General features: G+C 71.3%; 18 protein-coding genes and 1 pseudogene. 6 read left to right on the top strand and 13 right to left on the bottom strand.

Annotation, left to right across the window (positions count from 1 at the left end; genetic code table 11):
- Positions 1 to 9 precede the first annotated feature (9 nt).
- The 11 genes from ACWIGU_RS12895 to iolC all read right to left on the bottom strand — a co-directional run bounded on the left by ACWIGU_RS12895 (position 10) and on the right by iolC (position 16,082).
- The gene (locus ACWIGU_RS12895) at positions 10 to 1,746 is read right to left on the bottom strand and encodes an ABC transporter ATP-binding protein (RefSeq protein WP_454400152.1); all 1,737 of its coding nucleotides are present in this window, start codon (positions 1,744 to 1,746) and stop codon (positions 10 to 12) included.
- 133 nt (positions 1,747 to 1,879) lie between these two features.
- Positions 1,880 to 2,020 carry a hypothetical protein gene (locus ACWIGU_RS12890; protein ID WP_356273370.1) on the bottom strand — a complete coding sequence of 47 codons (141 nt, stop codon included), beginning with the start codon at positions 2,018 to 2,020 and terminating at the stop codon, positions 1,880 to 1,882.
- Positions 2,021 to 2,493: 473 nt separating this feature from the next.
- On the bottom strand, positions 2,494 to 3,726 hold the full coding sequence (locus ACWIGU_RS12885) for an RNA-guided endonuclease InsQ/TnpB family protein (protein WP_454400150.1): 1,233 nt from the start codon (positions 3,724 to 3,726) through the stop codon (positions 2,494 to 2,496).
- 347 nt (positions 3,727 to 4,073) lie between these two features.
- The gene (locus ACWIGU_RS12880; protein WP_454400148.1) at positions 4,074 to 4,946 is read right to left on the bottom strand and encodes an ABC transporter permease; all 873 of its coding nucleotides are present in this window, start codon (positions 4,944 to 4,946) and stop codon (positions 4,074 to 4,076) included.
- Entirely contained in the window at positions 4,943 to 7,720 is a 2,778-nt protein-coding gene (locus ACWIGU_RS12875) for an alpha/beta fold hydrolase (RefSeq protein ID WP_454400146.1), read from the bottom strand. Before ACWIGU_RS12875 ends, ACWIGU_RS12880 begins: the two co-directional genes overlap by 4 nt.
- Positions 7,721 to 7,964: 244 nt before the next feature.
- Entirely contained in the window at positions 7,965 to 9,383 is a 1,419-nt protein-coding gene (locus tag ACWIGU_RS12870) for an APC family permease (protein WP_454400144.1), read from the bottom strand.
- Between the two features lie 484 nt (positions 9,384 to 9,867).
- A complete protein-coding gene (gene mmsA / locus ACWIGU_RS12865) occupies positions 9,868 to 11,379 on the bottom strand; it encodes a CoA-acylating methylmalonate-semialdehyde dehydrogenase (protein WP_454400142.1) in 1,512 nt (503 codons plus the stop codon).
- 61 nt (positions 11,380 to 11,440) lie between these two features.
- Positions 11,441 to 13,306, bottom strand: coding sequence for a 3D-(3,5/4)-trihydroxycyclohexane-1,2-dione acylhydrolase (decyclizing) (iolD, locus tag ACWIGU_RS12860; RefSeq protein WP_454400140.1), 1,866 nt, complete (start codon positions 13,304 to 13,306; stop codon positions 11,441 to 11,443).
- On the bottom strand, positions 13,303 to 14,112 hold the full coding sequence (iolB, locus tag ACWIGU_RS12855) for a 5-deoxy-glucuronate isomerase (protein ID WP_454400563.1): 810 nt from the start codon (positions 14,110 to 14,112) through the stop codon (positions 13,303 to 13,305). The genes iolD and iolB overlap by 4 nt, the downstream gene beginning before the upstream one ends.
- Before the next feature lie 30 nt (positions 14,113 to 14,142).
- The gene (locus ACWIGU_RS12850) at positions 14,143 to 15,036 is read right to left on the bottom strand and encodes a Cgl0159 family (beta/alpha)8-fold protein (RefSeq protein WP_454400138.1); all 894 of its coding nucleotides are present in this window, start codon (positions 15,034 to 15,036) and stop codon (positions 14,143 to 14,145) included.
- Between the two features lie 62 nt (positions 15,037 to 15,098).
- A complete protein-coding gene (gene iolC, locus ACWIGU_RS12845; protein ID WP_454400136.1) occupies positions 15,099 to 16,082 on the bottom strand; it encodes a 5-dehydro-2-deoxygluconokinase in 984 nt (327 codons plus the stop codon).
- A gap of 142 nt (positions 16,083 to 16,224) precedes the next feature.
- Between iolC and ACWIGU_RS12840 the strand changes: the two genes are divergently transcribed.
- The 3 genes from ACWIGU_RS12840 to ACWIGU_RS12830 all read left to right on the top strand — a co-directional run bounded on the left by ACWIGU_RS12840 (position 16,225) and on the right by ACWIGU_RS12830 (position 18,273).
- Entirely contained in the window at positions 16,225 to 17,127 is a 903-nt protein-coding gene (locus ACWIGU_RS12840; RefSeq protein ID WP_454400134.1) for a sugar phosphate isomerase/epimerase family protein, read from the top strand.
- Positions 17,128 to 17,390: 263 nt separating this feature from the next.
- Positions 17,391 to 17,588 carry a helix-turn-helix transcriptional regulator gene (locus tag ACWIGU_RS12835; RefSeq protein WP_356273352.1) on the top strand — a complete coding sequence of 66 codons (198 nt, stop codon included), beginning with the start codon at positions 17,391 to 17,393 and terminating at the stop codon, positions 17,586 to 17,588.
- Between the two features lie 103 nt (positions 17,589 to 17,691).
- Positions 17,692 to 18,273 (top strand): GNAT family N-acetyltransferase, encoded by a 582-nt coding sequence (locus ACWIGU_RS12830; protein WP_454400131.1) that lies wholly within the window; start codon positions 17,692 to 17,694, stop codon positions 18,271 to 18,273.
- A 15-nt stretch (positions 18,274 to 18,288) separates the two neighbouring features.
- On the opposite strand, the gene ACWIGU_RS12825 is transcribed toward ACWIGU_RS12830, so the two are convergent.
- Positions 18,289 to 19,323 (bottom strand): zinc-dependent alcohol dehydrogenase family protein, encoded by a 1,035-nt coding sequence (locus ACWIGU_RS12825; RefSeq protein ID WP_454400129.1) that lies wholly within the window; start codon positions 19,321 to 19,323, stop codon positions 18,289 to 18,291.
- A gap of 159 nt (positions 19,324 to 19,482) precedes the next feature.
- On the opposite strand from ACWIGU_RS12825, the pseudogene ACWIGU_RS12820 reads away from it, so the two are divergent.
- The 3 genes and pseudogenes from ACWIGU_RS12820 to ACWIGU_RS12810 all read left to right on the top strand — a co-directional run bounded on the left by ACWIGU_RS12820 (position 19,483) and on the right by ACWIGU_RS12810 (position 23,300).
- A pseudogene (locus ACWIGU_RS12820) lies at positions 19,483 to 20,432 on the top strand (PrsW family intramembrane metalloprotease).
- A 116-nt stretch (positions 20,433 to 20,548) separates the two neighbouring features.
- Positions 20,549 to 20,866 carry a heavy-metal-associated domain-containing protein gene (locus ACWIGU_RS12815; protein WP_454400127.1) on the top strand — a complete coding sequence of 106 codons (318 nt, stop codon included), beginning with the start codon at positions 20,549 to 20,551 and terminating at the stop codon, positions 20,864 to 20,866.
- A 91-nt stretch (positions 20,867 to 20,957) separates the two neighbouring features.
- Positions 20,958 to 23,300: a heavy metal translocating P-type ATPase gene (locus ACWIGU_RS12810; RefSeq protein ID WP_454400125.1), complete on the top strand. Its 2,343-nt coding sequence runs from the start codon at positions 20,958 to 20,960 to the stop codon at positions 23,298 to 23,300.
- A 631-nt stretch (positions 23,301 to 23,931) separates the two neighbouring features.
- Here ACWIGU_RS12810 and ACWIGU_RS12805 read toward each other — a convergent pair.
- On the bottom strand, positions 23,932 to 25,221 hold the full coding sequence (locus tag ACWIGU_RS12805; RefSeq protein ID WP_454400123.1) for a citrate synthase: 1,290 nt from the start codon (positions 25,219 to 25,221) through the stop codon (positions 23,932 to 23,934).
- Between the last annotated feature and the right edge of the window lie 30 nt (positions 25,222 to 25,251).

Genomic DNA, 25,251 nt, shown 5'->3' with positions numbered 1-25,251 from the left:
GCCCTAGGGCTAAGCGCTGCGCAGCCGCGCGTACGCCCCGCCCCGGGCGAGGAGTTCCCCGTGCGTACCGCACTCCACGAGACGGCCGCCGTCCACGACGAGAATGCGGTCCGCGTCCGGCGCCAGCGCCAGATCGTGGGTGATCACGATGGTCGTACGGCCCGCCATCAGCCGGCGCAGCGGCTGCACCACGCGTCGTGCGGCCAGCGCGTCGAGTCCGGCGGTCGGCTCGTCGAGAACGAGGACGGGGGCGCCGCGCAGCATGGCACGGGCGATCGCGATGCGCTGCAGCTGACCGCCGGAGAGGGCGGCGGTGCCCGGAGCGATCCGGGTGTCGTAGCCCTCGGGCAGGTCGCTGATGAACTCGTGGGCGGCCGCGTCCAGTGCGGCCTGCCGGATCTCCCGCTCGCCGGCGCCCGGGAGGCCGCAGGCGATGTTCTCGCGGATGGTGCCGTGCAGGATCAGGGTCTCCTGGGGCAGCAGGGCCACGTTCTCGCGGAGGAACTCCAGCGGTACGTCGATGAGCGGCACCCCGTCGAGGCGTACGGTCCCCGCCGTCGGGTCGTAGAAGCGCAGCAGCAGCTTGGAGAGGGTCGACTTGCCTGCTCCGCTCTCCCCTGTGATCAGGACGAGCTCGCCGGGCTCGGCGGTCAGTGACACGTCCGTCAGCGATTCCGCGGGAGCGTCCGGGTAGCGGAAGGAGACTCCCTCGAGGCTGATCCGGCCGTGCACGGGCCAGGCCGGCCGGGGTGAGACGGGGTCGGTCACGGCGGGCTCGGCGTCCAGCACCTCCTGGATCCGTTCCGCTCCGGCCGTGGCGGCGGTGAGCGTGAGGCCCAGCTGCCCGAGGCTGCGGACCGGCGGATAGAGGTAGCCGATGAAGGCCGCGAAGGCGAGCAGGTCGCCGAGCGTCATACGGCCCGCGGCGATCTCCCAGGCGCCGAATCCGATGACGGCCAGCACGCACAGCGTCTCGACGACCTCGACGAACTGCTCGTACAGCTCGCTCGCGCGGACGCCGCGCACGGAGGCGCGCAGCCACGCACGGGCCTCCCGGTCGAGCCGGCGTTCCTCCTCCCGGCGCAGGTTGTAGGCCTGGGTGAGGACGACATTGCCGAGGGACTCCTCGACGACCGAGGTGATGGCGCCGTCGGCGGTGCGCTCGTCGCGGGCCGCGGACCTGATGCGGCCGGCGAAGCGGCGGGCGGCGATGAGGAAGGCCGGGGCGAGCAGGAAGGTGACGAGGGCGAGGTCCCAGCGAAGCCAGAGGGCGGCGGCCGCGTAGAAGACGGTGGAGAACAACGCGGAAACGGTGCCGACCACGCCGGACACCACCATCTGTTCGATGGCCTCGACATCACCGGTGAGGCGCTCGACGAGATCGCCCTGCCGGTGCTTCTGGAAGAAGTGCGGGGGCAGCCCCTGCACATGACGGAACGCGCCGGCGCGCAGCCGCAGGACGAACCGCTCCGCGGTCCATACCGCGAGCGAGTTTCCGGCATACCCGACCGCGGCGCCGATCACGGCGACACCGAGCCATTGCGCGGCGGGCACCCAGAACGCGGAGAGCGATCCCGCAGCCAGCGCGTGGTCGGTGAGATTCGCGAAAATCAGGATCGAGGCCGTCTCGGCCAGCGCGGCGACCACGACGCAGACAATGATCAGGACCAGCCATCTGCGGTCACCACGCGTCAACGGCCAGAAACGCCGGAACGCCTGACGCGCACCCGTGCTTTTACGCTCCACCAGATCCGCCAACTCCACCAACTCCCCCGACCCGTCCGACTCCTCCGGATTTCTCAACTCTCTTTGCCCGAACCGGGAACACGGCCGAGGCGGGCCCCCGGCACACGCCGGGGGCCCGCCTCCACGGCACGGTTCAGCAGTCCTTGCCGGCCTTGTTGCCGACCGGACGGCGGCGGGGCTGACGCTTCGGCTTGGGCGCGGCCTGGTGTGCAGCGGCCGGCCTCGCGCCGGGCTTGCGGGTCTTCTTGACGGGGGCGACCTTGTGGAAGCTCATGAGGGTTGTCCCTTTCTCGGTGACGCTTTTCTGTTTGCCGTAAGCCCTGTTCGGCTTCGACACGGAAAACATTACGCGGACCCCGGCCCCGGAATGGCCATATTGGATGAGAACTCGATCAGTTGCGTCTGAGTCCAATTCTCATCACCCTTCAGGAACAGAACCACCATTCACACAGAATTTACGCCGATCCATTCGGCGGCCAATTCTTCTGCCTCGATATTCACCCAGAACTTACAGGGCGAAATGACAGTTTCTCCCATCCGCAGGAGACTCAGATCTTCAGTTCGTCGGCCCTGCGTATCGCTTCCGCGAGCTGCCGCACGTCCTTGTCCGCCGCTGAGCGTGACAACTTGGGTCGAGGCCCCCTGTCCGGCGACCGCTTTCCGTGACCCTTCAGTCCCCCGATCGCGAGCCGATCGCGCGTCAGCACTTTTGAATGCTCTCCTCCCTGAGGGGAGGGGATTCCTGGCTCAGGCTGCCGGGCGGAACTGCGTTCCGTCCGGTCTTATGCCCTCGGCACCAGCAGGGTTCAGACCTGCCCTGTTGAGCATCACGCGGGCGGAGTTCTTGTCTCTGGGTGAGACGGCTCCGCAGGCGGTGCAGGTGTAGGTGCGTTCACCCAGCGGCAGGGCGTGCTTGGCTCTCGCTCCGCACTGTCCGCAGTCCATCGTGGTGTACGCGGGATGGACGAGGTGGACGACGCGCCCGTACTTGCAGGCCATCTCCACCAGTGCCTGCTTCGTGGCGCCGATGGCGGCGTCCGCGGCCTTCCTCACCATGCTCGACCTGGCGAGGAACTTCGGCTTGAAGTCCTCCACCGCCAGCTCGTCATGATCCTGGACGACCTTCTTCGCCCACTTCCTCGCTGTGTCCTGGCGCTGTCGGGCCGCCTTCTTGTGCGTCTTGGCGCGCAGTCGTTGGGCTTCCCGGTAGCCCTTCGAGGCGGCCTGGCCCCTTTGCGGTTTACGGCGGGCCATCATCCGGTCGTAGCGGGACACCTTCGCCTGGGCCTGCTTGCCGTGTTCGGGATGCGGCAGGTCATGGGTGTCGGAGGTGGTGGTGGCGATCTCCTTCACGCCCCAGTCCACACCCAGCACCCGCCCCGTCGACACCAGCGGCTCGCGCGGGGCGGGGACAACGAAGCTCGCGTACCAGTGGCCCAGGCTGTCCCGGTACACCCGCACCGAGCCCGGCTCACCGGATAACGGGCGCGACCAGACCACGGTCACTACAAGGCCGCCCGCCAGATGTAGACGGCCGTCTTTGAGGCGGAAGCCGCGCTTCGTGTAGTTCAGGCTCGGGCTCGTCTCACGCTTGGCCTTGAAGCCGGGCATCCCCGCCCTCAAGGACACCGGCAGGCGCTCCTTGACGTCCTTGAGCGCCTTCGCGCGGGACTTGCCGAAGTCTCGGACGATCTGCTGCTGCACCACCGACGCCCCGGCCGCCAGCCACGGTGTGCCCGCCCGCGCACCGGTGAGCATTCGGTCCAACTGCGCTGGACCACACGTCTGTTTGGCCTCGGGATGTGTCTTGCTCTGAGCGTGTACGGCCTTCGCCTTGGCCACACACTCGTTCCACACCCAGCGGCAGCGTCCCCACTCCGCCTCCAACACAGCCCGCGCCGTCGCCGACACCCGCAGCCGGAAGGTGTAACGGGCATTCCCGTCGGCCGCGATCTGCTCGCCCGCCGTATTGGCTGCCACCCACCTCACCCCTCCGGCCCGCCGTGCCGATCCGTAACGCTGCCTACGCCAGGACCGTATGTGCGAAGAGCGCACGCCCGTACCCCAAGTCCGCCACCACCACCCGCATCAGCGATCAAGGGAACACGCGTTCACTGGGCCGCCGTCCTGGGGATCTGAAGCGGCGACACTCCGCGTGATACACCCAGGACGCTGCCTCACCGGCGCAAGCGCCGGGGCATCCTCGCGAGAGCCAGGCGAATGTGACGTCCGAGACGGCCGGAACGAGCAGTCGGAGGCGTTGCGGATGAATCTCGACGCGGCTACGGAGGGGGCCCGCCGAGGCCGGAAGGTGATCGTCCGGAGACCTACGAGACGATGTCCTTGCGCCGGAAACCCCTGAAGGCCAGGGCGAACAGGATGACGGCGTACGTTACCGAGACGGCCGTCCCCTGGATCATGCCGCCCCACTCCGGGCGCGGCTGGATGGCGTCCGCCCACGCGAACTGCCAGTGCGCGGGCAGGAAGTCGCGCCAGTGGCCGAGTGCCGTCACCGCGTCGAGCACATTGCCCACGATGGTGAGCCCGACCGCGCCGCCGACCGCGCCGAGCGGCGCGTCCGTCTTCGTCGACAGCCAGAACGCGAGCCCAGCGGTGACCAGTTGGGACACGAAGATGTACGCGATCACGACGAGCAGCCGCTGCGCCGCGGTGCCCGCGGAGAGCGCGCCGCCGGTCGGGATCTCCAGCGGGCCCCAGCCGTACGCGGCCGTGCCGACCGCGAGGGCGACGACGGGGAGCAGGACCATCGCCGCGAGGCTGAGGGCGAGCGCGACGGTGAGCTTGCTCCACAGGAGGCGGGCGCGGGGTACGGGTGCCGCGAGGAGGTAGCGCAGGCTGGACCAGCCGGCCTCGGAGGCGACCGTGTCGCCGCAGAACAGGGCCACGGGGATGACCAGCAGGAACCCGGCCGAGACGAACAGGCATGTCGCGGCGAAGTTGGCGCCGGACGCGGTGGCCGTGTCCATCAGCGTCACCTGGCCGTTGCGCGCGCCCGGGTCGCCGCCGATGGCGAACGCGACGGTCAGGACGAACGGCAGCAGGGCGAGGACGGCGCCCATGACGAGCGTGCGGCGCCGCTTCAGCTGGCGTACGGCCTCGACCCTCAGGGGCAGGGTGCGGCGCGCGCGGTATCCGGGCGCAGCCTCTTTGGGCTCCGTGGACTCGACGAGCGCGGTCATCCGGCTTCGCCTCCGATCAGGGTCAGGAACGCGTCTTCGAGGCGGCGGTGCGGGCCGAGGGAGGCGACCGGCACGTCCAGACGGACCAGCTCGGCGAGGAGTCCGGCGGCGGCCGTCTCCCGGTCGGCGGAGGGTGGCATGAGGGCCGCGGACTGTGCCGGACCGTCGGGTGCCGCCACCGCGGTCGCCGTGGCAGCCGCCGCCGGAACCGTCGCCGGGACGTCCGCGTGCGCGGGAGCCGCGAGCCGTACCAGGAGTCCGCCGTCCGCGCGGGCCGCCGACTCCACGTGGGGCAGCGCCTCCACCTTCTCCATCAGCGCGTCGGAGATGTCCGCCGCGAGGCCGACCAGGAGGGTGTCGCCGGCGCCGATGATGTCGGCGACCGGGCCCGCCTGCACCAGGCGTCCGCGGTCCATCACGACCAGGTGCGTACAGGTCTGCTCGACCTCGGCGAGGAGATGGCTGGAGACGATGACGGTGCGGCCCGCCGCCGCGTACCGGATCATCACCTCGCGCATCTCGCGGATCTGGGGCGGGTCGAGGCCGTTCGTCGGCTCGTCGAGGATGAGGAGGTCCGGCATGCCCAGCATGGCCTGCGCGATGGCGAGCCGCTGGCGCATGCCCTGCGAGTAGGTGCGCACCGCGCGGGCGAGGGCGTCGCCGAGCCCGGCGATCTCCAGCGCCTCGTCCAGGTGGGCGTCCTCGGCGGGGCGGCCCGTGGCTGCCCAGTACAGCTCCAGGTTCTCGCGGCCGGACAGGTGCGGCAGGAAGCCCGCGCCCTCGACGAACGCGCCGACCCGCGACAGGACGGGCGCACCCGGCCTGATGGCGTGCCCGAAGACGCGGATCTCGCCGCCGTCGGGCCTGATGAGGCCCATGAGCATGCGCAGGGTCGTGGTCTTGCCCGCGCCGTTCGGCCCGAGGAGGCCGAGGACCTGGCCCTTCTCCACGCGGAAGGACAGGTCACGGACCGCGTACCGGTCTGCGGACTTCGCGTACTTCTTGCTCAGGTCGGTGATCTGGAGCGGGACTTCGGCGAGGTCCGGGGCGGGGGCTCCCGTGCTCGCGCGGCGGCGGCCGGTGAGCAGCAGGGCGAGCGCCGCCAGGACGCCGGCGAGGGGCAGCCACCACACCCAGGCGGGCAGCGGCGCGGCGGCCGTCCGCACGGCGGGGGCGGTGGGCACGGACAGGTCGCTCTTGAGGGAGACGGTGTACGTGGCGGGGTGCGTCGGGGACGCGTAGCCGAGGTCCGTGGAGGACAGGACGAGGCGCAGCCGGTGGCCCTTCTGCACTTCGTGGTCGATGGCGGGGAGCGTGAGGGTGACGTCCTTGCCGCCGTCGGCTCCGGAACCCACCACCCTTATGGGTGAAGCGAGTTGGGAGGGCAGCACGGGCTGGGACCCGCCGCCCGGCCCGACGTCGTACACCTTGCCGAACAGGACCGCGTCGTCACTGTCGGAGGCAACGTGCACCGTCACCTTCGGGGACCCGGTGATGCGCAGGTCGTCGCGCAGGGGCGCCGAGTCGAACCGGGCGAACTGCCCGGGGAAGTCGAGGGAGAGGCCGACGCCGAGGGAGGACAGCTGACCGAGTCCACCGCCGCCGCCCCCTCCGAGCCCCGGCAGGTTCGAGATGGCCGGCGGGCTCGCGCCGGCGGGATTGGTGACGCGCTGCTCGCGCCCGGTCAGGGGCACGCGCCGGGGGTCGTTCGCGAGGCCCGGGTACGTGTCGCCGCTCGCGCCGCGCAGCTGGGCGGCGCCGTCGGTGGAGTCGATGCCTCCGGTGCGGGTGACGCGGAAGGCGGGGCCGGTGTCGGCGCCCTTGTCGTCCTTCAGATAGCGGTCGAACCAGGAGTCGACGCGGGCTTCGACGCGTCCGGTCTCCCGGTCTCCGCCGTCGTGCCCGCCCGCGATCCAGTCGACGTCGACGGGCGCGCCGTTGGCCCGGATCGCCTGGGCGGCGGCGTCGGCCTGGCCGAGCGGGAACAGGGAGTCGGTCTGGCCCTGCGTCAGGAGCGTGGGCACCTTGATGCGCTTGCCGACGGCGACCGGCGAGCGCTCTTCGAGGAGTGCGCGGGCCGCGGCGTCCGGCTTCCCGGCCTCGGCGACCCGCTCGTACATGCGGCACAGCTGCGGCTCGAACCGGTCGCAGCCGCCGCCGGTGTTGATGAAGAGCCCGGCCCAGAGCTTCTTGTAGACGCCCTGGGGGAACAGCGCATCGGCGAGGTTCCAGTACGTGATCTGCGGGGCGATGGCGTCGACCCGGTCGTCGTATCCGGCGGCGAGCAGCGAGACCGCGCCGCCGTACGAGGCGCCGGTGACGCCGACGCGCGGGTCGCCCTTCTTGTCGAGCTGGACCTCGGGCCGCTTCGCCAGCCAGTCGATGAGCCTGGACGCGTCGGCGACCTCGCCCTTCGGGTCGTTGAGCCCGATCTTGCCGGTGGAGCGGCCGAAGCCGCGCGCCGACCAGGTCAGCACGGCGTATCCGTCGCGGGCGAGGCCCTCGGCCTGGGCGCGCAGCTCGTCCTTGCTGCCCCCGAAACCGTGGGCGAGCAGGACGGCGGGGCGGCGCTCGGAGCCGCGCGTCGTGAAGTACGACGTGTCGATCCTGGCTCCGCCCGTGTCCATCACCGTGTCGCGGCGCTGCACGGGGGGCGCGTCGTCCGAGGCGGCCGCGGCCATCGATGGACCGGCGCCCGCGAGCACCACGAGGGCAGCGGCGGTGGCCGCCCACCGCCGCTGCCTGGCCCGCGGACCGGTCAGTCGTAGATCCATGCGTCAACGGTACGGGCGATCGCCGACATCGGGGGCAGCCCCCGGTCTGAACCGCCGGACCTCCCTGGGGAGTAGGGTCCCGCCCCCGCGTACACCGTTCGCGGTACGAAGCGTCGTGCGGAAATCCGGCATCCGCCGTGCGCGCACCGTCGACGAACTGACTGCTGCCGGGCCCCTGTTCGACGGGCGCGGCCCTGCCCCTTCGGCCCCGTGGCCACTCGTGCGAGCCGAGCCCGGGTGATGCTCAGGCCTGCGAGTCCTCGGGGATCGACACCAGCCAGCGGGTTTCCTTGCGCGGCCGCAGGTAGAGCGCCCAGTAGAGGGTGGCGACGGCGGTGATGCCGCCGGTCCACAGCAGGTAGGAGACCTCCTGCTGGCTGAGGATGTAGGCGAGTACGGCGATCAGGACCACCGGCACCGCGGGCCACAGCGGCATGCGCCAGGCCGGCTGGTCGCGGTGGGAGCCGCGGCGGGCGAGCAGCGCGGCGACGGCGACCAGGAGGTACATGCCGGTGACGGAGACGCCGGTCACGCCGTACAGGGTGTCGAGGTTGACGAAGCACAGGGCCGCGCCGGGCACGCCCACGACGAGGGTCGCGACCCACGGGGAGCCGAAGCGGCCGAGCTTGGAGAGCGCGTTGTTGACCGGCTCGGGCCAGGACTTGTCGCGGGCGGAGGCGAACAGGACGCGGGAGTTCTGGATGACCATGACGATGCCCGCGTTGATGATCGCGAGGGCGACGCAGAGGCTGACGAACGTGCCGACGGCGGAGTTGGACCAGGCCTCGACCATGCCGCTGATGTCGCCACTGGTGAGGGCGGCGAGGTCGGGGGCGCCCATGGTGATGGCGACGACCGGCACCAGGATGACCACGGTGGAGATGGCGAGGGTCAGGAGCACCGTGCGAGCCACGTTGCGGCGCGGGTTCTCCAGCTCCTCGGAGAGGTAGACCGCGGTCGAGAAGCCCTGCGTGATGAAGAGGGCGATGGCGAGCCCGGAGATGATCAGCATCGCGGTGACGGTGTCGGTGTGGCCGCCCGCCCCGGTGACGTGCAGGTCGACGAGGGATCCGGCGCCGCGCTCGGAGTGCGAGAAGCCGAGGACGGCGACGACTCCGGCGGCGATGACCTCGAGGACGAGGAAGATGCCGGTGATCCAGGCGTTGGCACGCAGGTCGAGCAGGCCCGCGAGGGTGGCGAGGAGCATGACGCCCGCTCCGGCGCCGGCGGCCGGCAGATGCACGAGCGGGGCGAGGTAGTCCGCGGTGCCCATCGCGATGACGGGCGGCACGATCATGACCACGAGCAGCGAGAGCACGAAGACGAGCCAGCCGGCGAGGCGGCCCGCGAGCGTCGACACCATGGCGTACTCGCCGCCCGCGCTGGGGATGAGGGTGCCCAGCTCCGAGTAGCAGAACGCGACGGCTATGCACAGCAGCGAGCCGATCCCGATGGTGAGCGCGGTGGCGGTGCCGAGCGAGGAGAACAGGTCGGGGACGACCACGAAGAGCGTGGAGGCGGGCGTCACGCACGAGAGCGTGAGCAGGGTGCCGCCGACGACGCCGATGGAACGCTTGAGCTTCTGGGGACTGGCCGTGTTGCCGAGGGGAGCGAGGGGCGCCTCGGTGACGGTCGTGGGGCTGGTGCGAAGCGTGTCGGACATATGGGGAGCGGTTCCGATCGACTCGTGCGGCAGATGTTTCCGATACTCGGGCCGGGAGCGCTATCGCCTCCGAAGGGCTGTCGCGATGGGGGTTTGTTCGTCCGCTCCCGGCGCGTCATTGCACCGTGCGAAATCCGGAACGTCAACGGCCGTTTAGCTGCGGATTCCGCACCGGGCTCTTGATCCAACTACGGCCACTTCCAAGCCGGTTCGACGCAATAGATGGATTCCATCAGGTCGTCCGGATTAATGACCTTGCTTTCCCAGGTGAACGGACGGTGTCGACTGGGACATCCGATACATCCCCTACGTACGGGAACCGCAGCCCGCGCTCCGAAGTCCGTCCAAATCCGTCCGCACTCCGGACACTCTCCCGGCGCCCCGGGCGCACACACAGGTGCATACAGAGACGCATACGGAGGCACACACAGAGGTGCCCCGGCCGCGCTGCACAGCGGCCGGGGCACCTGGTGCTGCTGTTGACTCAGTGGTTGCGCGGGAAGCCCAGGTCCACGCCCGCGGGGGCGTCGGACGGGTCGGGCCAGCGCGTGGTGACGACCTTGCCGCGGGTGTAGAAGTGCGTGCCGTCGTTGCCGTAGATGTGGTGGTCGCCGAAGAGCGAGTCCTTCCAGCCACCGAAGGAGTGGTAGCCCACCGGCACCGGGATCGGCACGTTCACGCCGACCATGCCCGCCTCGATCTCCAGCTGGAAGCGGCGGGCGGCGCCGCCGTCCCGGGTGAAGATCGCGGTGCCGTTGCCGAACGGCGAGGCGTTCATGAGCGCCACGCCCTCCTCGTACGTGTCGACGCGCAGCACGCACAGGACCGGGCCGAAGATCTCGTCCCGGTACGCCTTGGCGGTCGTGGGGACGCGGTCGAGCAGGGAGAGGCCGATCCAGTGACCGTTCTCGTGGCCCTCGACCGTGTAGCCGGTGCCGTCGAGGACGACCTCGCAGCCCTCGGCCGCGGCACCGGTGACGTAGGACGCCACCTTGTCGCGGTGCGCGGCGGTGATGAGCGGGCCCATCTCCGAGGCCGGGTCGTTGCCGGGGCCGATCTTGATCTTCTCGGCGCGGTCCTTGATCCTGGCGACGAGCTCGTCGGCGACGGAGCCCACGGCCACGACGGCCGAGATCGCCATGCAGCGCTCACCGGCGGAGCCGTACGCGGCCGAGACCGCCGCGTCGGCGGCGGCGTCCAGATCGGCGTCGGGCAGGACCAGCATGTGGTTCTTTGCGCCGCCGAGCGCCTGCACGCGCTTGCCGTTGGCGGAGGCCGTGGTGTGGATGTGGCGCGCGATCGGGGTCGAGCCCACGAAGGACACGGCCGCGACGTCCGGGTGCTCCAGGAGGCGGTCCACGGCGACCTTGTCACCGTGCAGGACGTTGAAGACGCCGTCGGGCAGACCGGCCTCGGAGAGCAGCTCGGCGATCTTCATGGACGCCGACGGGTCCTTCTCCGACGGCTTCAGGACGAAGGTGTTGCCGCAGGCGATGGCGAGCGGGAACATCCACATCGGCACCATGGCCGGGAAGTTGAACGGCGTGATGCCGGCGACGACGCCGAGCGGCTGGCGGATCGACGACACGTCGACGCGCGAGGCGACCTCGGTGGACAGCTCGCCCTTCAGCTGCACGGTGATGCCGCAGGCCAGGTCGACGATCTCCAGGCCGCGGGCGACCTCGCCGAGCGCGTCCGAGTGGACCTTGCCGTGCTCGGCCGTGATCAGCTCGGCGATCGCGTCGCGGTTGGCGTCGAGCAGCGCGCGGAACTTGAAGAGGATCGCGGTGCGCTTGGCGAGGGACGAGGTGCCCCACGTCGCGTACGCGGCCTTGGCCGAGGCGACCGCGGCGTCGACCTCGTCGATGTCGGCGAAGGCGACCTGCGTCGTGACAGCGCCGGTCGCGGGGTCGGTGACCGGGCCGTAATTGCCCGAGACACCCTCGACGGTCTTCCCGCCGATCCAGTGGTTGACGGTCTTGACGTCGGTCGTCATGAGGGCAAGCTCCTTTGGGGTCCTACGGGTGTTTCGGGTTTTTCAGGTGTTTCGCGTTCTTTCACAGCCGGCGGCGCCGAGCGGTGACGTGCCGGTCGTACTCCTCGCGGGCCTTGACCGCCGACGGTCGCGTCGCCGTCTCGGCCACGGGCACATCCCACCACGCCTGCGCGGGGGGCGCGCCCGACACTGTGTCTGCCGTTTCGGTCTCCACGTAGACACATGTGGGACCGTCCGCCGCACGCGCCGCCGCGAGGGCTTCCCGCAGATCACGGACGGTTTTCGCGCGCAGCACCGTCATACCGAGGCTGGCCGCGTTGGCCGCGAGGTCGACGGGCAGCGGGGCGCCCGTGTACGTGCCGTCGGCGGCCGGGAAGCGGTAGCCCGTACCGAACCCCTCGCCGCCCACGGAGGCCGAGAGTCCGCCGATGGACGCGTACCCGTGGTTCTGCAGGATGACCATTTTGACCGGAATGTTCTCCTGGACGGCGGTGACGATCTCGGTCGGCATCATCAGATACGTGCCGTCGCCGACGAGCGCCCACACCGGGCGGCCGGGCGCGGCGAGCGCCACGCCGATCGCGGCCGGGATCTCGTAGCCCATGCAGGAGTAGCCGTACTCGACGTGGTACTGGTCGCGGGACCGCGCGCGCCACAGTTTGTGCAGGTCACCGGGGAGCGAACCGGCCGCGTTGATCAGGATGTCGTCCTCGGTGACGAGTTCGTCGAGCGCGCCGAGCACCTGCGGCTGGGTCGGGTGCACGAGGTCGTCGTCGGCCGTGAAGCAGGCGTCGACGCGGTACTCCCAGCGCTCCTTGTCGTCGGAGTACTCCATGACGTAGGAGGGCTCCGCGCGGTGGCCGCGGAGCCCGGCCGTGAGCTCCTCCAGGCCCGTGCGGGCGTCCGCGACCAGGGGCAGGCCCGCCATCTTGTGGCTGTCGAAGGCCGCGATGTTGAGGTCGAGGAAGCGCACGCGGCCGCCGAAGAGGGTGCCGGACGCGGTCGTGAAGTCGGTGTAGCGGGTGCCGACGCCGATGACGAGGTCGGCGGTGCGGGCGAGTTCGTTCGCGGTCGCGGTGCCGGTGTGGCCGATGCCTCCGACGTCCGACGGGTGGTCCCAGCGCAGGGAGCCCTTGCCGGCCTGGGTGGACGCGACGGGGATCCCGGTCGCGTCGGCGAACTCCTTGAGCGCCTCCTCTGCGCGGCTGTGGTGGACGCCGCCGCCCGCGACGAGCAGCGGCCTGCGCGCGGCGCGCACCGCACGGACGGCCTCGTCCAGCTCGCGCGGGTCGGGCGCGGGCCTGCGCACGCCCCACACCCGCTCGTCGAAGAACGCATCGGGCCAGTCGTACGCCTCGGCCTGTACGTCCTGCGGCAGCGCGAGCGTGACCGCGCCCGTGTCGACCGGGTCGGCGAGGGCGCGCATCGCGGCGAGGGCCGCGGGGATCAGTGCCTCGGGCCGGGAGATCCGGTCGAAGTAGCGGGAGACGGGGCGCAGGCAGTCGTTGACGGACACGTCGCCCGCGTAAGGGACTTCGAGCTGCTGGAGGACGGGGTCCGCGGGCCGGGTCGCGAAGGTGTCGCCGGGCAGCAGCAGGACGGGCAGGTGGTTGATGGTGGCGAGCGCGGCGCCGGTGACGAGGTTGGTGGCGCCGGGCCCGATCGACGTGGTCACGGCCTGCGCCGAGAGCCGGCCGCTCTGCCGGGCGAAGCCGACGGCCGCGTGCACCATGGCCTGTTCGTTGCGGCCCTGGTGGTAGGGCATGTCGTCCGCGTACTCCAGGAGGGCCTGGCCGATCCCGGCGACGTTCCCGTGCCCGAAGATGCCCCAGGTCGCGTCGATCAGGCGGCGCCGCTCGCCGTCGCGCTCGGTGTACTGCCGGGACAGGAACCGTACGAGGGCCTGTGCTGTGGTGAGCCGCGTCATCGGTATCCCTCCGTCAGGTGATCGGGGTGGAAGCAGATCCGCCACTCCCGTTCCTCGCCCGGTCCCGCCATCACGTTCAGGTAGTACATCGTGTGTCCCGGCTGCGCGATCGACGGACCGTGCCACCCGTCGGGGACGAGGACCGCGTCGCCCGTACGGACCTCGGCGAGCAGGTCGGTGCCGCCGGGCCTGGACGGCGAGACGCGCTGGTACCCGTACCCGCCGGGCCCCTCGATCTCGAAGTAGTAGATCTCCTCCAGCTCGGTCTCGAGACCCGGCCGGTGCTCGTCGTGCTTGTGGGGCGGGTACGAGGACCAGTTGCCGCCGGGCGTGATCACCTCCACGGCGATGAGCTGGTCGCACGCGAAGGCGTCGGCGGACGCGAAGTTGCGCACCTGGCGGGCGCTGGTGCCGGAGCCCCGGTGCTCGACGGGAACCTCCGGCGCGGGGCCGTAGCGGGCGGGGAGCTGACGCTCGCACTTCGCTCCTGCCAGGGCGAAGCGGCCTCCCGCGCCGGAGGCGATCTGCGCATGGGCGTCGCGGGGCACGTACGCGAAGTCGCTGACCCCGCCGAACACGCTCTCCCGGCCCAGCAGTTCGATGATCCGGCCTTGCGTGCGCACCGTGCAACCACCTGTCAGGGGCAGCACGATCCATTCACTCTCGCCGGTGTCCAGGTCGTGCGTTTGTCCGGGCCCCAGTTCGATCACTCGCAGCCCCGCGCGGGACCAGCCGGCCCGCTCGGGGCCGACGGCCAGGGCGTAGGGCCCGTCGGCGGCGCTGCCCCGCGGCAGGTACGGGTTCATGGGGTCCTTCGCGTTCGTCACCGTCCCCTCCTACAGCAGCGACGCGGCGGTGTCGACCGCGCCCGCCACATCCCCGTCGGCCGGGTAGAGCAGCGAGCGCCCCACCACCAGGCCCTGCACGGTGGGCAGTTGGAGCGCGTGCCGCCACTTCTCGTACGCCGCGTCCTGGTCGTCCGCGGATCCGACATCACCGCCGAGCAGCACCGCGGGCAGCGTCGAGGTCTCCATGACGCGCGCCATGTCGTCGGGGTTGTCGGTGACGGGCACCTTGAGCCAGGTGTACGCGGAGCTGCCGCCGAGGCCGGAGGCGATGGCGATGGACGTGGTGACGGCCTCCGCGCTCAGGTCGCTGCGCAGCGTCCCGCGCGCAGGGTCGCGGTGGCACAGGAACGGCTCGACGAACACGGGCAGGCGAAGCTCCGCCATCGCGTCGACGGCGCGGGCCGCGGACTCCATGGTGCGCAGCGAGCCCGGGTCGTCGTAGTCGATACGCAGGAGCAGCTTGCCGGCGTCGAACCGCAGCCGGTGCAGGTCCGCGGGCCGGTGTCCGGTGAACCGGTCGTCGAGTTCGAAGGAGGCCCCGGCGAGCCCGCCGCGGTTCATCGAGCCGAGGACGACCTTGCCGTCGAGCGCGCCCAGCAGGAGCAGGTCGTCGAGGATGTCGGCGGTGGCGAGCACCCCGTCGACGCGGGGCCGCGACAGGGCGAGGCAGAGCCGTCCGAGGAGGTCGGCGCGGTCGGCCATGGCGAAGGGCCGCTCCCCCACGGCGAGGGCGCCGCGCGCGGGGTGGTCGGCGGCGACGATCAGGAGGCGCCCGGCGTCGTGCGTGATCAGCGGCCTGCGCGCCCGCCGCGCCGCCGCCTCGGCGACGGCGTCGGGATGGCGGGCCCGCAGCCGCACCAGCTCCAGGGGATCGACGCGCACCCCCCGGCCGCTCCGCTCGCGAACGTGTCCCGGGCTGCTTGCGCCGACCTTGCCCGCCCGGCTCATCGGACCTCTCCCGCCGTGAGGGCGGCCGCTACCTCTTCGGGGGTGGGCATCGCCGACGAGCATTCGAGGCGGGACGCGACGATCGCGCCCGCGGCGTTCGCGTACCGCATGACCTGCTCCAACTCCCAGCCGGCGAGCAGTCCGTGGCACAGGGCGCCACCGAACGCGTCGCCCGCCCCCAGACCGTTGAGGACGTCGACGGGCAGCGGCGGCACCTCCGCGTACTCGCCGTCCTCTCTCATGGCGAGTACGCCCTTGGGTCCTTGCTTGACGACGGCGAGGCGCACCCCGGCGGCGAGCAGCGCCCGGGCCGCGGCGGCCGGTTCGCGCTCGCCGGTGGCGATCTCGACCTCGTCGACGTTGCCGACGGCGACGGTCGCGTGGCGCAGGGCCTCGGCGTAATGAGGCCTGGCCTGTTCCGGGTCCTCCCAGGCCGCGTCTCCCCAGAGCGTCGGCCGCCAGTCGAGGTCGAAGACGGTGATGCCCGCCTTCGCCCGGTGCGCCAACGCGGCCAGAGTCGCCGAGCGGCTCGGCTCCTCGCTCAGCCCGGTCCCCGTCATCCAGAACACCCGGGCCGCCCTGAGGGCGTCCAGGTCGAGTTCGGCGGTGTGGATCTGCAGATCGGGCGCTTTGGGCAGGCGGTAGAAGTAGAGCGGGAAGTCGTCCGGCGGGAAGACCTCGCAGAAGGTAATGGGCGTCGGCAGGCCTGCCACGGGCGTGACCCAGCGGTCGTCGACGCCGAACTCCCGCAGCTTGCGGTGCAGATACTCCCCGAAGGGGTCCGCCCCGGTGCGGGTGACCGTCGCCGTGCGGCGCCCGAGCCGGGCCGCCGCCACCGCGACGTTCGACGAGGAGCCGCCCAGGAACTTGCCGAACGTGTCCACCTCCGCCAGCGGCACGCCCGTCCGCAACGGATAGAGGTCCACGCCGATCCGGCCCATCGTGATGAGGTCGTACGGCTCGCCGGGACTGGGCTGCATACGGATTCCCTTCGGCGGGGCGCGCGCCCCTTCGGCGGTCTCAGGCTCAGGTCTAGCCCTGCCACAAGACCCTGTCAACATTTTGTCCGGACATTCGGACCACGTCTTGACACTCGTCCGCGGCGCCCTGAAGGCTGGCTCCATGACGACGATGTCACCCCGTATCCGCATCGGCTCGGCACCCGACTCCTGGGGCGTGTGGTTCCCCGACGACCCCCGCCAAGTCCCCTGGCGGCGCTTTCTCGACGAGGTGGCCGAAGCGGGCTACGAGTGGATCGAGCTCGGCCCGTACGGCTATCTGCCCACGGACCCGGCCGTGCTCGCCGAGGAGACGGGACGGCGCGGCCTGAAGGTGTCGGCGGGCACCGTCTTCACGGGCCTGCACCGCGGCCCCGGCGTCTGGGACGCGACATGGGAGCACGTCTCGGCCATCGCGGACCTCACGCGCGCGACCGGCGCCGGGCATCTCGTCGTCATCCCCGCGTTCTGGCGCGACGACAAGACGGGCGAGATCATCGAGGACTCCGCGCTCACCGCGGCGCAGTGGCGCGACCTGACCACGCAGACCGAGCGGCTCGCCCACGAGGTCCGCGAGCGGTACGGCCTGCGGACCGTCGTCCACCCGCACGCCGACACGCACATCGACTCCGAGGAGAACGTCGCCCGCTTCCTCGACTCCACGGACCAGGACCTCGTCTCGCTCTGCCTCGACACGGGCCACTACGCGTACTGCGGGGGCGACAGCGTCAAGCTCATCGAGACGTACGGCGAGCGCATCGGCTACCTCCACCTCAAGCAGGTCGACCCGGCCGTGCTCGCCGAAGTCCGCGCGGGCGGGATCCCGTTCGGGCCCGCCGTGGCGCGCGGCGTGATGTGCGAACCCCCGGCCGGGGAGCCCGCGTTGGAGCCCGTCATCGCGGCGGCCCGGCGTCTGGACGTCGATCTCTTCGCGATCGTCGAGCAGGACATGTACCCGTGCGAGCCGGACCGCCCGCTGCCCATCGCGCGCCGCACCAGGGGTTATCTGAGGTCGTGCGGGGTGTAGGGACTCCTCGGGGGGCCGATCACCCCCGCGTACGCACCTTCCGCGCGCCGCGAATGCGTCACTCGCGTCACAAACACCCCCTTCCTGTCACACATGTTCCGTATACGCGGGTCTTGCGTCACACCCCGTCGACAGCCCCTCGCCTCTTCTCCGGGCGGGTCGTTGTCCGGGCACAGGCTGACTGATCGCCAGCGTTTCGCGCCGCAGCTCCCCCGACGGCCACCCCGAGCCGCCGCTGCGGCACCCGCAGCAAGGAGCCACAGATGACCGACCGAAGGCTCTGGTCGTACCAGGACATCGCCGCGCACATCCGGGTCCAGCCGGACACCGTGCGCTCGTACCGCAAGCACGGTCTGCTGCCCCCGCCCGACCACGTGGAGGCGGGAAAGCCGTACTGGTACGTGGACACCGTCCACGCCTGGGTCGCCTCCCGCCCCCGCAACCGGGGCCTCAATCAGTGACCACCCCACCGCACCGCCGCCGCCCCGCACGTATGCCACCGTGCGGGGCGGCGCCCGCGTTATTCGATTGCCGCGCGCGGCCGGCCCTGCGGACAATCCCCGGATGACCCAAGACCCCCTGGCCGCCGGCTTCTCCGTCAAGCCGGTGCTGACCGGCGAGAAGACCGTCCTGCGGCCGTTCACCGCCGCGGACGCGGACACGATGGCCGAGATCATCGACGACCCGGAGGTACGCCGCTTCACCGGGGACCCGTCGAACGAGCTCACCCTGGACTCCCTGCGCGCCTGGTACGGCTCACGCTCCGCGCAGCCCGACCGTCTCGACCTCGCGGTGACCGACCGCGCCACGGGCCGGCTCGTCGGTGAGGTCGTCCTGTACGACTGGGACCCGGTCCACCGCAGCTGCACGTTCCGCACGCTCGTCGGCCCCGAGGGCCGCGGCCGGGGTCTCGGCACCGAGGCGGTCCGCCTCATCGTGGGCCACGGCTTCGAGAGCCTGGGCCTGCACCGCATCGCCCTTGACCTCTTCAGCCACAACCACCGGGCCCGCCGCGTCTACGAGAAGGCGGGCTTCGTCGAGGAAGGCGTGGCCCGGCAGTCGGTACTGCGCGACGGCCAGTGGTACGACCAGACACTGATGTCGGTCCTGGCCCCGGAGTGGGCGGAGCACGGCGGGCGGCCCTGACCAGGAGTCAGGGGCTCAGGCCCACGGCTCGATGATCGTCACGCCCGCGCCCGGCGTCGTGCCCATCGCTTCGAGCGCTGCGGGTGCCGCGTCCAGGGTGATCGTGGAGGTGACCAGGAGGTCCGGGCGCAGTACCCCGGCGCGGACCGTCTCCAGCATCTGCGGATAGGCGTGCGCGGCCATTCCGTGGCTGCCGAGGAGTTCGAGTTCGAGGCCGATCACCCGGCTCATGGGGACGACCGGGTCCTGCGGCAGCAGGCCGACCTGCACATGGCGGCCCCGGCGCCGCAGGCCGCCCACCGAGGCGGCGCACGTGAGCGGTGAGCCGAGCGCGTCGAGCGACAGGTGCGCGCCGCCGCCGGTCAACTCCCGTACGGCTGCGGCCACATCGGGCACCTGGGAGGCGTTCAGGCAGTGGGCGGCGCCGAAGGTGCGGGCGAGGTCCAGCGCGGCGGGCGAGACGTCGACCGCGACGACCCGCGCCCCGCTCGCCGCCGCGATCATCACGGCGGACAGGCCGACGCCTCCGCACCCGTGCACGGCGACCCACTCACCGGCGGCCACCCGGCCCTGCGCGACGACGGCGCGGAACGCGGTCGCGAAGCGGCAGCCGAGCCCCGCCGCCGTCGCGAACGACAGCTCGTCCGGTACGTCCACCAGGTTCACGGCGGCGTGGTCCAGGGCGACGTACTCGGCGAAGGAGCCCCAGTGCGTGAAGCCGGGCTGGGTCTGGCGCTCGCACACCTGGTGGTCGCCGGCCGCGCAGGACGCGCAGGTGCCGCAGGCGCACACGAACGGGACGGTGACCCGGTCGCCCGGCCGCCGGTCCGGCACGTCGGCGCCCACCGCCTCGACCACTCCGGCGAGTTCGTGCCCGGGGACGTGCGGCAGCCGGATGCCGGGGTCGTGGCCCGTCCAGCCGTGCCAGTCGCTGCGGCACAGGCCCGTCGCCTCGACCCGTACGACGACGCCGTGCGGCGCGGGCACCGGATCGGGCACCTCCCGGACCTCGGCCCGCTCCCCGAACTTCTCGAACACCACAGCCCGCATCGCCCTCGCGCCTCACTTCCGACCAGCCGTCACCCGACCGGACGAACGTAACCCCCGGCCCGGTCACCACGCCTGCGCCCCCGCACCCACTCACGGTGCGGCAAAACGCGCATCTACATAAACTCCGTCACAAATCTTCCCCACGCAGAGGGAATTGCCGTGACCCAAGCCCAGCCGCCCGGCGCGCCCCGAGCCCGCATCCCCGGCCCCAAGCGGCCCCCGTCGTCCGTGCCGCGGATCCGGGCGGGACTGTGGAAGCACTGGCTGCGGGGCGGACTCGCCCTGTGGACCCTGACCGCCGTCGTCACGTTCGCGACCCTGAACACGACGCTGCTGCCGACGCTGATCCTGCTCGGCAGCTTCCTCGTCCCGGGCGCCTTCGTGCTGTGGGCGTACGAGCGCCACGCGCGGACCTGGGCGTGAGTCTGACGCTCGGCTGCTTCGCCGCCGGTGGCGTCCTCGGGGCGCTCGGCGCCTCGGTCATGGAGTACTCCCTGCTGCACCCCTCGCCGTGGATGTTCGCCGGGGTCGGCCTGATGGAAGAGGCGGTCAAGCTCGCCGCCCTGATGTACGTGCTGCACACCCAGCCCCGGGTGCGCGGGCTGCGGGCGGGGCTCGTCCTCGGCGCGTCCGCAGGCTTCGGCTTCGCGGCCTTCGAGAGCACGGGCTACGCGTTCAACGCCGCCGTCGGCACGCAGGGCATCGACGTGCGCTCACTCCTGGAGACGGAGGTGCTGCGCGGCCTGCTCGCACCGCTCGGGCACGGCCTGTGGACGGCGATCTCCGGCGCCGTCCTACTGGCCTTCCGCAGGCCGAACGGGCGCTATCGCTTCGCGGCGCCGGTGGTGTTCACGTTTCTGGGGGTCTCCTTGCTGCACGCTCTGTGGGACTCCACGCACGGCATCGCGATCTGGACAGTCGCCCGGCTCACCGCCACGGACCTGCCCCTCACGCTCTTCGCCGAGGGTTACATCCCGCAGCCGACCGGCACCCGGATGCACCTCTTCACGCTCTTCTCGGTGGGCACTCTCGTGATCATCTCGCTCGCGGGGATCGCCTGGGTACGGTCACTCGCCCGCCATGGCCCCTCTTGGAGAAATACCCCCTAGGGGTATACAGTCGTGAGTGTCAGGAGGTCCCGGGGATGCCCCGGCGCCTCACTCGCACGGTACGCCGCACGCCTGCTCAGACCGGGACGCACGCGGCCTTCGACAAGGAGAACGACATGAGCGCCCAGACCGAGCTCCCCCAGATCGGCACCGAGTCGACCGGTTCCTGCTGCTCGCCCAGCGGTTCGTGCCACTCGGACGCCGCCGGGAACGCCGAGGGAGCCGTCACCACCGTGTACCAGGTGACCGGCATGACCTGCGGACACTGCGAGGGCGCCGTGTCGGACGAGATCTCGGGGCTGGCGGGCGTCATCTCCGTGAAGGCCGCGGCCTCCACGGGACAGGTGACCGTGGTCTCCGCGGCGCCCCTGGACGAGGAGGAGGTCCGGGCCGCCGTCGACGAGGCGGGCTACGAGCTGGCCGGCAGGGCCTGAGCCTTCAGGGAGCGCCGGGCCGCCCACCACGGCCCGGCGCCCGTGGTCGTACGCTCGGCGGTAGTCCCGTACGCCCCTGGAAAGAACCGCCATGACCACGCCCACGGACACCACGGCCGGGCCGCTCTGCGAGGTGGAGCTCGCCGTCGGCGGGATGACCTGCGCCTCCTGCTCGGCCCGCATCGAGAAGAAGCTCAACCGCCTCGACGGCGTGACGGCGACGGTCAATCTCGCGACCGAGAAGGCGAGGGTCGCGTACGCGCCCGGAGTCGAGGTCGCCGACCTGGTCGCGACGGTGCGAAAGCTCGGATACACGGCGGAGCCGGTGGTCCGGGAGGAGCCGGTCGTCCGTGACGAGGCGGCCGAAGCCACTGCGGACGGTCTTCTGGGCGCGGCCGGTGATGTGGCCCCGGTCGCGGTCCGCACGGAAACCGGGAGTGGAACCGGCGCCGAACCCGACCCCACCGCTCCGCTGCGCCGGCGCCTGGTCGTCTGCGCGCTGCTCTCCCTGCCCGTCGTGCTGCTGGCGATGGTGCCCGCCCTCCAGTTCGACAACTGGCAGTGGCTCTCCCTCACCCTCGCCGCCCCGGTCGCCGTCTGGGGCGGGCTCCCCTTCCACCGCGCCGCCTGGACCAACGCGCGGCACGGCGCCGCCACCATGGACACGCTCGTCTGCGTGGGGACGCTCGCCGCGTTCGGCTGGTCGCTGTGGGCCCTGTTCCTCGGCGACGCCGGGACGATCGGGATGCGGCACGGATTCACGTTCGCCGTCGACCGCACCGACACCTCCTCCACCATCTACCTCGAAGTCGCCGCGGGCGTCGTCACCCTGATCCTGCTCGGCCGCTATCTGGAGGCCCGCTCCAAGCGCCGCGCCGGCACCGCCCTGCGCGCCCTGCTCGAACTCGGCGCCAAGGACGTCGCCGTACTGGACGCCTCCGGCGCGGAAGTGCGCGTACCGGTCGGGCGGCTGAGGCCTGGCGACCGGTTCGTCGTGCGCCCCGGCGAGAAGATCGCGACCGACGGCACGGTCGTCGAGGGCACCTCAGCCGTCGACGCCGCCCTGCTCACCGGCGAGTCCGTGCCCGTGGACGTGACCGTCGGCGACGCCGTGACCGGCGCGACCGTGAACGCTGGCGGGCGGCTCGTCGTCGAGGCGACCCGCGTCGGCGCCGACACCCAGCTCGCCCGCATGGCGCGCCTCGTCGAGGACGCGCAGACCGGCAAGGCCGAGGTGCAGCGCCTCGCCGACCGGATCGCCGGCGTCTTCGTGCCGGTGGTGTTCGTCATCGCGCTCGGCACGTTCGCCGGGTGGCTGCTCGCCACCGGCGAGGTGACCGCCGCGTTCACCTCGGCCGTCGCCGTCCTGATCATCGCCTGCCCCTGCTCGCTCGGCCTCGCGACCCCGACCGCGCTCATGGTCGGCACCGGCCGCGGCGCCCAGCTCGGCATCCTCATCAAGGGGCCCGAGGTCCTGGAGAACACGCGCCGCGTCGACACCGTCGTACTCGACAAGACCGGCACGGTGACGACCGGCCGGATGACGCTCCAGGACGCGTACGCCGCCGAGGGCGTAGAGGAGAAGACGCTGCTGCGGCTGGCCGGGGCCGTGGAGCACGCCTCCGAGCACCCCGTCGCCCGTGCCGTCGCGGACGGCGCCGCCGGCCGGGCCGGAGCGCTGCCCGCCGTCAGCCGCTTCACGGCGCTCGCCGGACTCGGCGTCCGCGGCGTGGTGGACCGGCACGACGTGCTCGTCGGCCGTGAGCGGCTCCTGGCCGAGCACGGGATCGCCCTGCCGCCCGCGCTCGCCGCCGCCAAGACCGCCGCCGAGGCCGCGGGCCGTACCGCCGTCGCCGTCGCGTGGGACGGGGTGGCACGGGGTGTCATCACGGTCGCCGACGCGGTCCGCCCGACGAGCGCCCAGGCCGTCGCGGAGCTGCGCGCGCTGGGCCTCACGCCGGTGCTCCTGACCGGCGACAACCGGATCGTCGCCGAGTCCGTGGCGCGGGCCGTCGGGATCGCCGAGGACGCCGTGTACGCGGAGGTCCTGCCGCGGGAGAAGGTCGACGTGGTCCGGCGTCTGAAGGCCGAGGGGCGCACCGTCGCCATGGTCGGCGACGGCGTCAACGACGCGGCGGCGCTCGCCACCGCCGACCTGGGGCTCGCGATGGGCACCGGCACGGACGCCGCGATCGAGGCGGGCGACCTGACGCTGGTGCGCGCGGACCTGCGCGTGGCCGCCGACGCGATCCGGCTCTCCCGCCGCACGCTCGCGACCGTCAAGGGCAACCTCTTCTGGGCGTTCGGCTACAACGTGGCCGCGCTGCCGCTGGCCGCCGCGGGGTTCCTGAACCCGATGATCGCGGGCGCCGCCATGGCGTTCTCGTCGGTCTTCGTGGTGACGAACAGCCTCCGGCTGCGGACGTTTTCCTGAAGGTGAGGACCCTTTTTCTGGAAGGACTTCCCATCGCCTCTGCTCTGGCCCATCATCAAGGGGTCTTCACATTCGCCTCACATCACAACCGCAGCACCCTCACGTCCGAACCTCGATCTACATATGGGGTCTCTTGCGCACGATCAGGACATATGCAGGAGACGCAGATCACAGTGATCTGAACGTAACCATTTGAGGTTCTCGTGAGTCTAAGGAGGCGATGCAGGAACGTCTTGGGGGGCGTTTCTGTGTTGACCGGGGCCGTCTTGGGGGACGGACCCGACCGCGTTGGCCGGGACACGTGCCACGGAGAGCTTGAGCGGCCCTCCCGTGTACGCGTCCCGGCAGACCGCACCGTAGACGCCCGGACGGATCCCGTGGGGGGAATCCGCACCGGGAAAAGGAAAGCGCCCCGACTGCCGGCCCGTGGGGGGACTGGCAGCGGGGCGCTTTCCGCTTTCTCTTCACTTCTGCTCCCGCTCTACGCGGGGTGCGCTGCGTGGTGTGCGGTCACGCAGCGCAAGGTGCATGGCGCGAGGCCTCAGCGGGCCTCGACGGGGACGAAGTCGCGCAGGACCTCGCCGGTGCTGTGCCGACCCGGGGGGGCAACCCCCGGACCCCCGGCCGAGGATCAGCGAGCCTCGACGGGGACGAAGTCGCGCAGGACCTCGCCGGTGTAGATCTGGCGCGGGCGGCCGATGCGGGATCCCGGCTCCTTGATCATCTCGTGCCACTGGGCGATCCAGCCCGGCAGCCGGCCGAGGGCGAACAGGACCGTGAACATCTCGGTCGGGAAGCCCATGGCCCGGTAGATGAGGCCCGTGTAGAAGTCGACGTTCGGGTAGAGGTTGCGCGAGACGAAGTACTCGTCGGAGAGCGCGTGCTCCTCCAGCTTGAGCGCGATGTCGAGCAGCTCGTCGGACTTGCCGAGGGCCGAGAGGACATCGTGCGCCGCGGCCTTGATGATCTTGGCGCGCGGGTCGAAGGACTTGTACACCCGGTGGCCGAAGCCCATCAGGCGGACGCCGTCCTCCTTGTTCTTCACCTTGCGGATGAAGGCGTCGACATCGCCGCCGTTGGCCTGGATGCCCTCGAGCATCTCCAGGACCGACTGGTTGGCGCCGCCGTGCAGCGGGCCCCACAGCGCGGAGATACCGGCGGAGATCGAGGCGAACATGTTCGCCTGCGAGGAGCCGACCAGACGCACGGTGGACGTCGAACAGTTCTGCTCGTGGTCCGCGTGCAGGATGAGCAGCTTTTCGAGCGCGGCGACGACGACCGGGTCGAGGTCGTACTCCTGCGCCGGCACGGAGAACGTCATGCGCAGGAAGTTCTCGACGTAACCGAGGTCGTTGCGCGGGTAGACGAACGGGTGGCCGATCGACTTCTTGTACGCGTACGCCGCGATGGTCGGCAGCTTGGCGAGCAGCCGGATCGTCGACAGGTGGCGCTGCTGCTCGTCGAACGGGTTGTGGCTGTCCTGGTAGAACGTCGACAGGGCGCTGACCACGGAGGACAGCATCGCCATCGGGTGGGCGTCACGCGGGAAGCCGTCGAAGAAGCGCTTGACGTCCTCGTGGAGCAGCGTGTGCCCGGTGATCTCGTTCTTGAAAGTGGAGAGCTCGTCGACGGTCGGAAGCTCGCCGTTGATCAGCAGGTAGGCCACCTCGGTGAAGGTGGAACGCTCGGCCAGCTGCTCGATCGGGTAGCCGCGGTACCGGAGGATGCCCTGCTCACCGTCGAGATAGGTGATCGCGGATTTATAGGCGGCGGTGTTGCCGTATCCGCTGTCGAGGGTCACCAGACCTGTCTGGGCCCGGAGCTTCCCGATGTCGAAGCCCTTGTCGCCGACGGTGCTGTCGATCACCGGGTAGGTGTACTCGCCATCGCCGTACCGCAGTACTACAGAGTTGTCGCTCACGTCATCCCTCACCGACGTAGTGCCTCTTCT

It is taken from the genome of Streptomyces sp. NPDC055400 (genome assembly GCF_053644375.1).
This window is presented reverse-complemented; position numbering and strand designations above follow the sequence as displayed.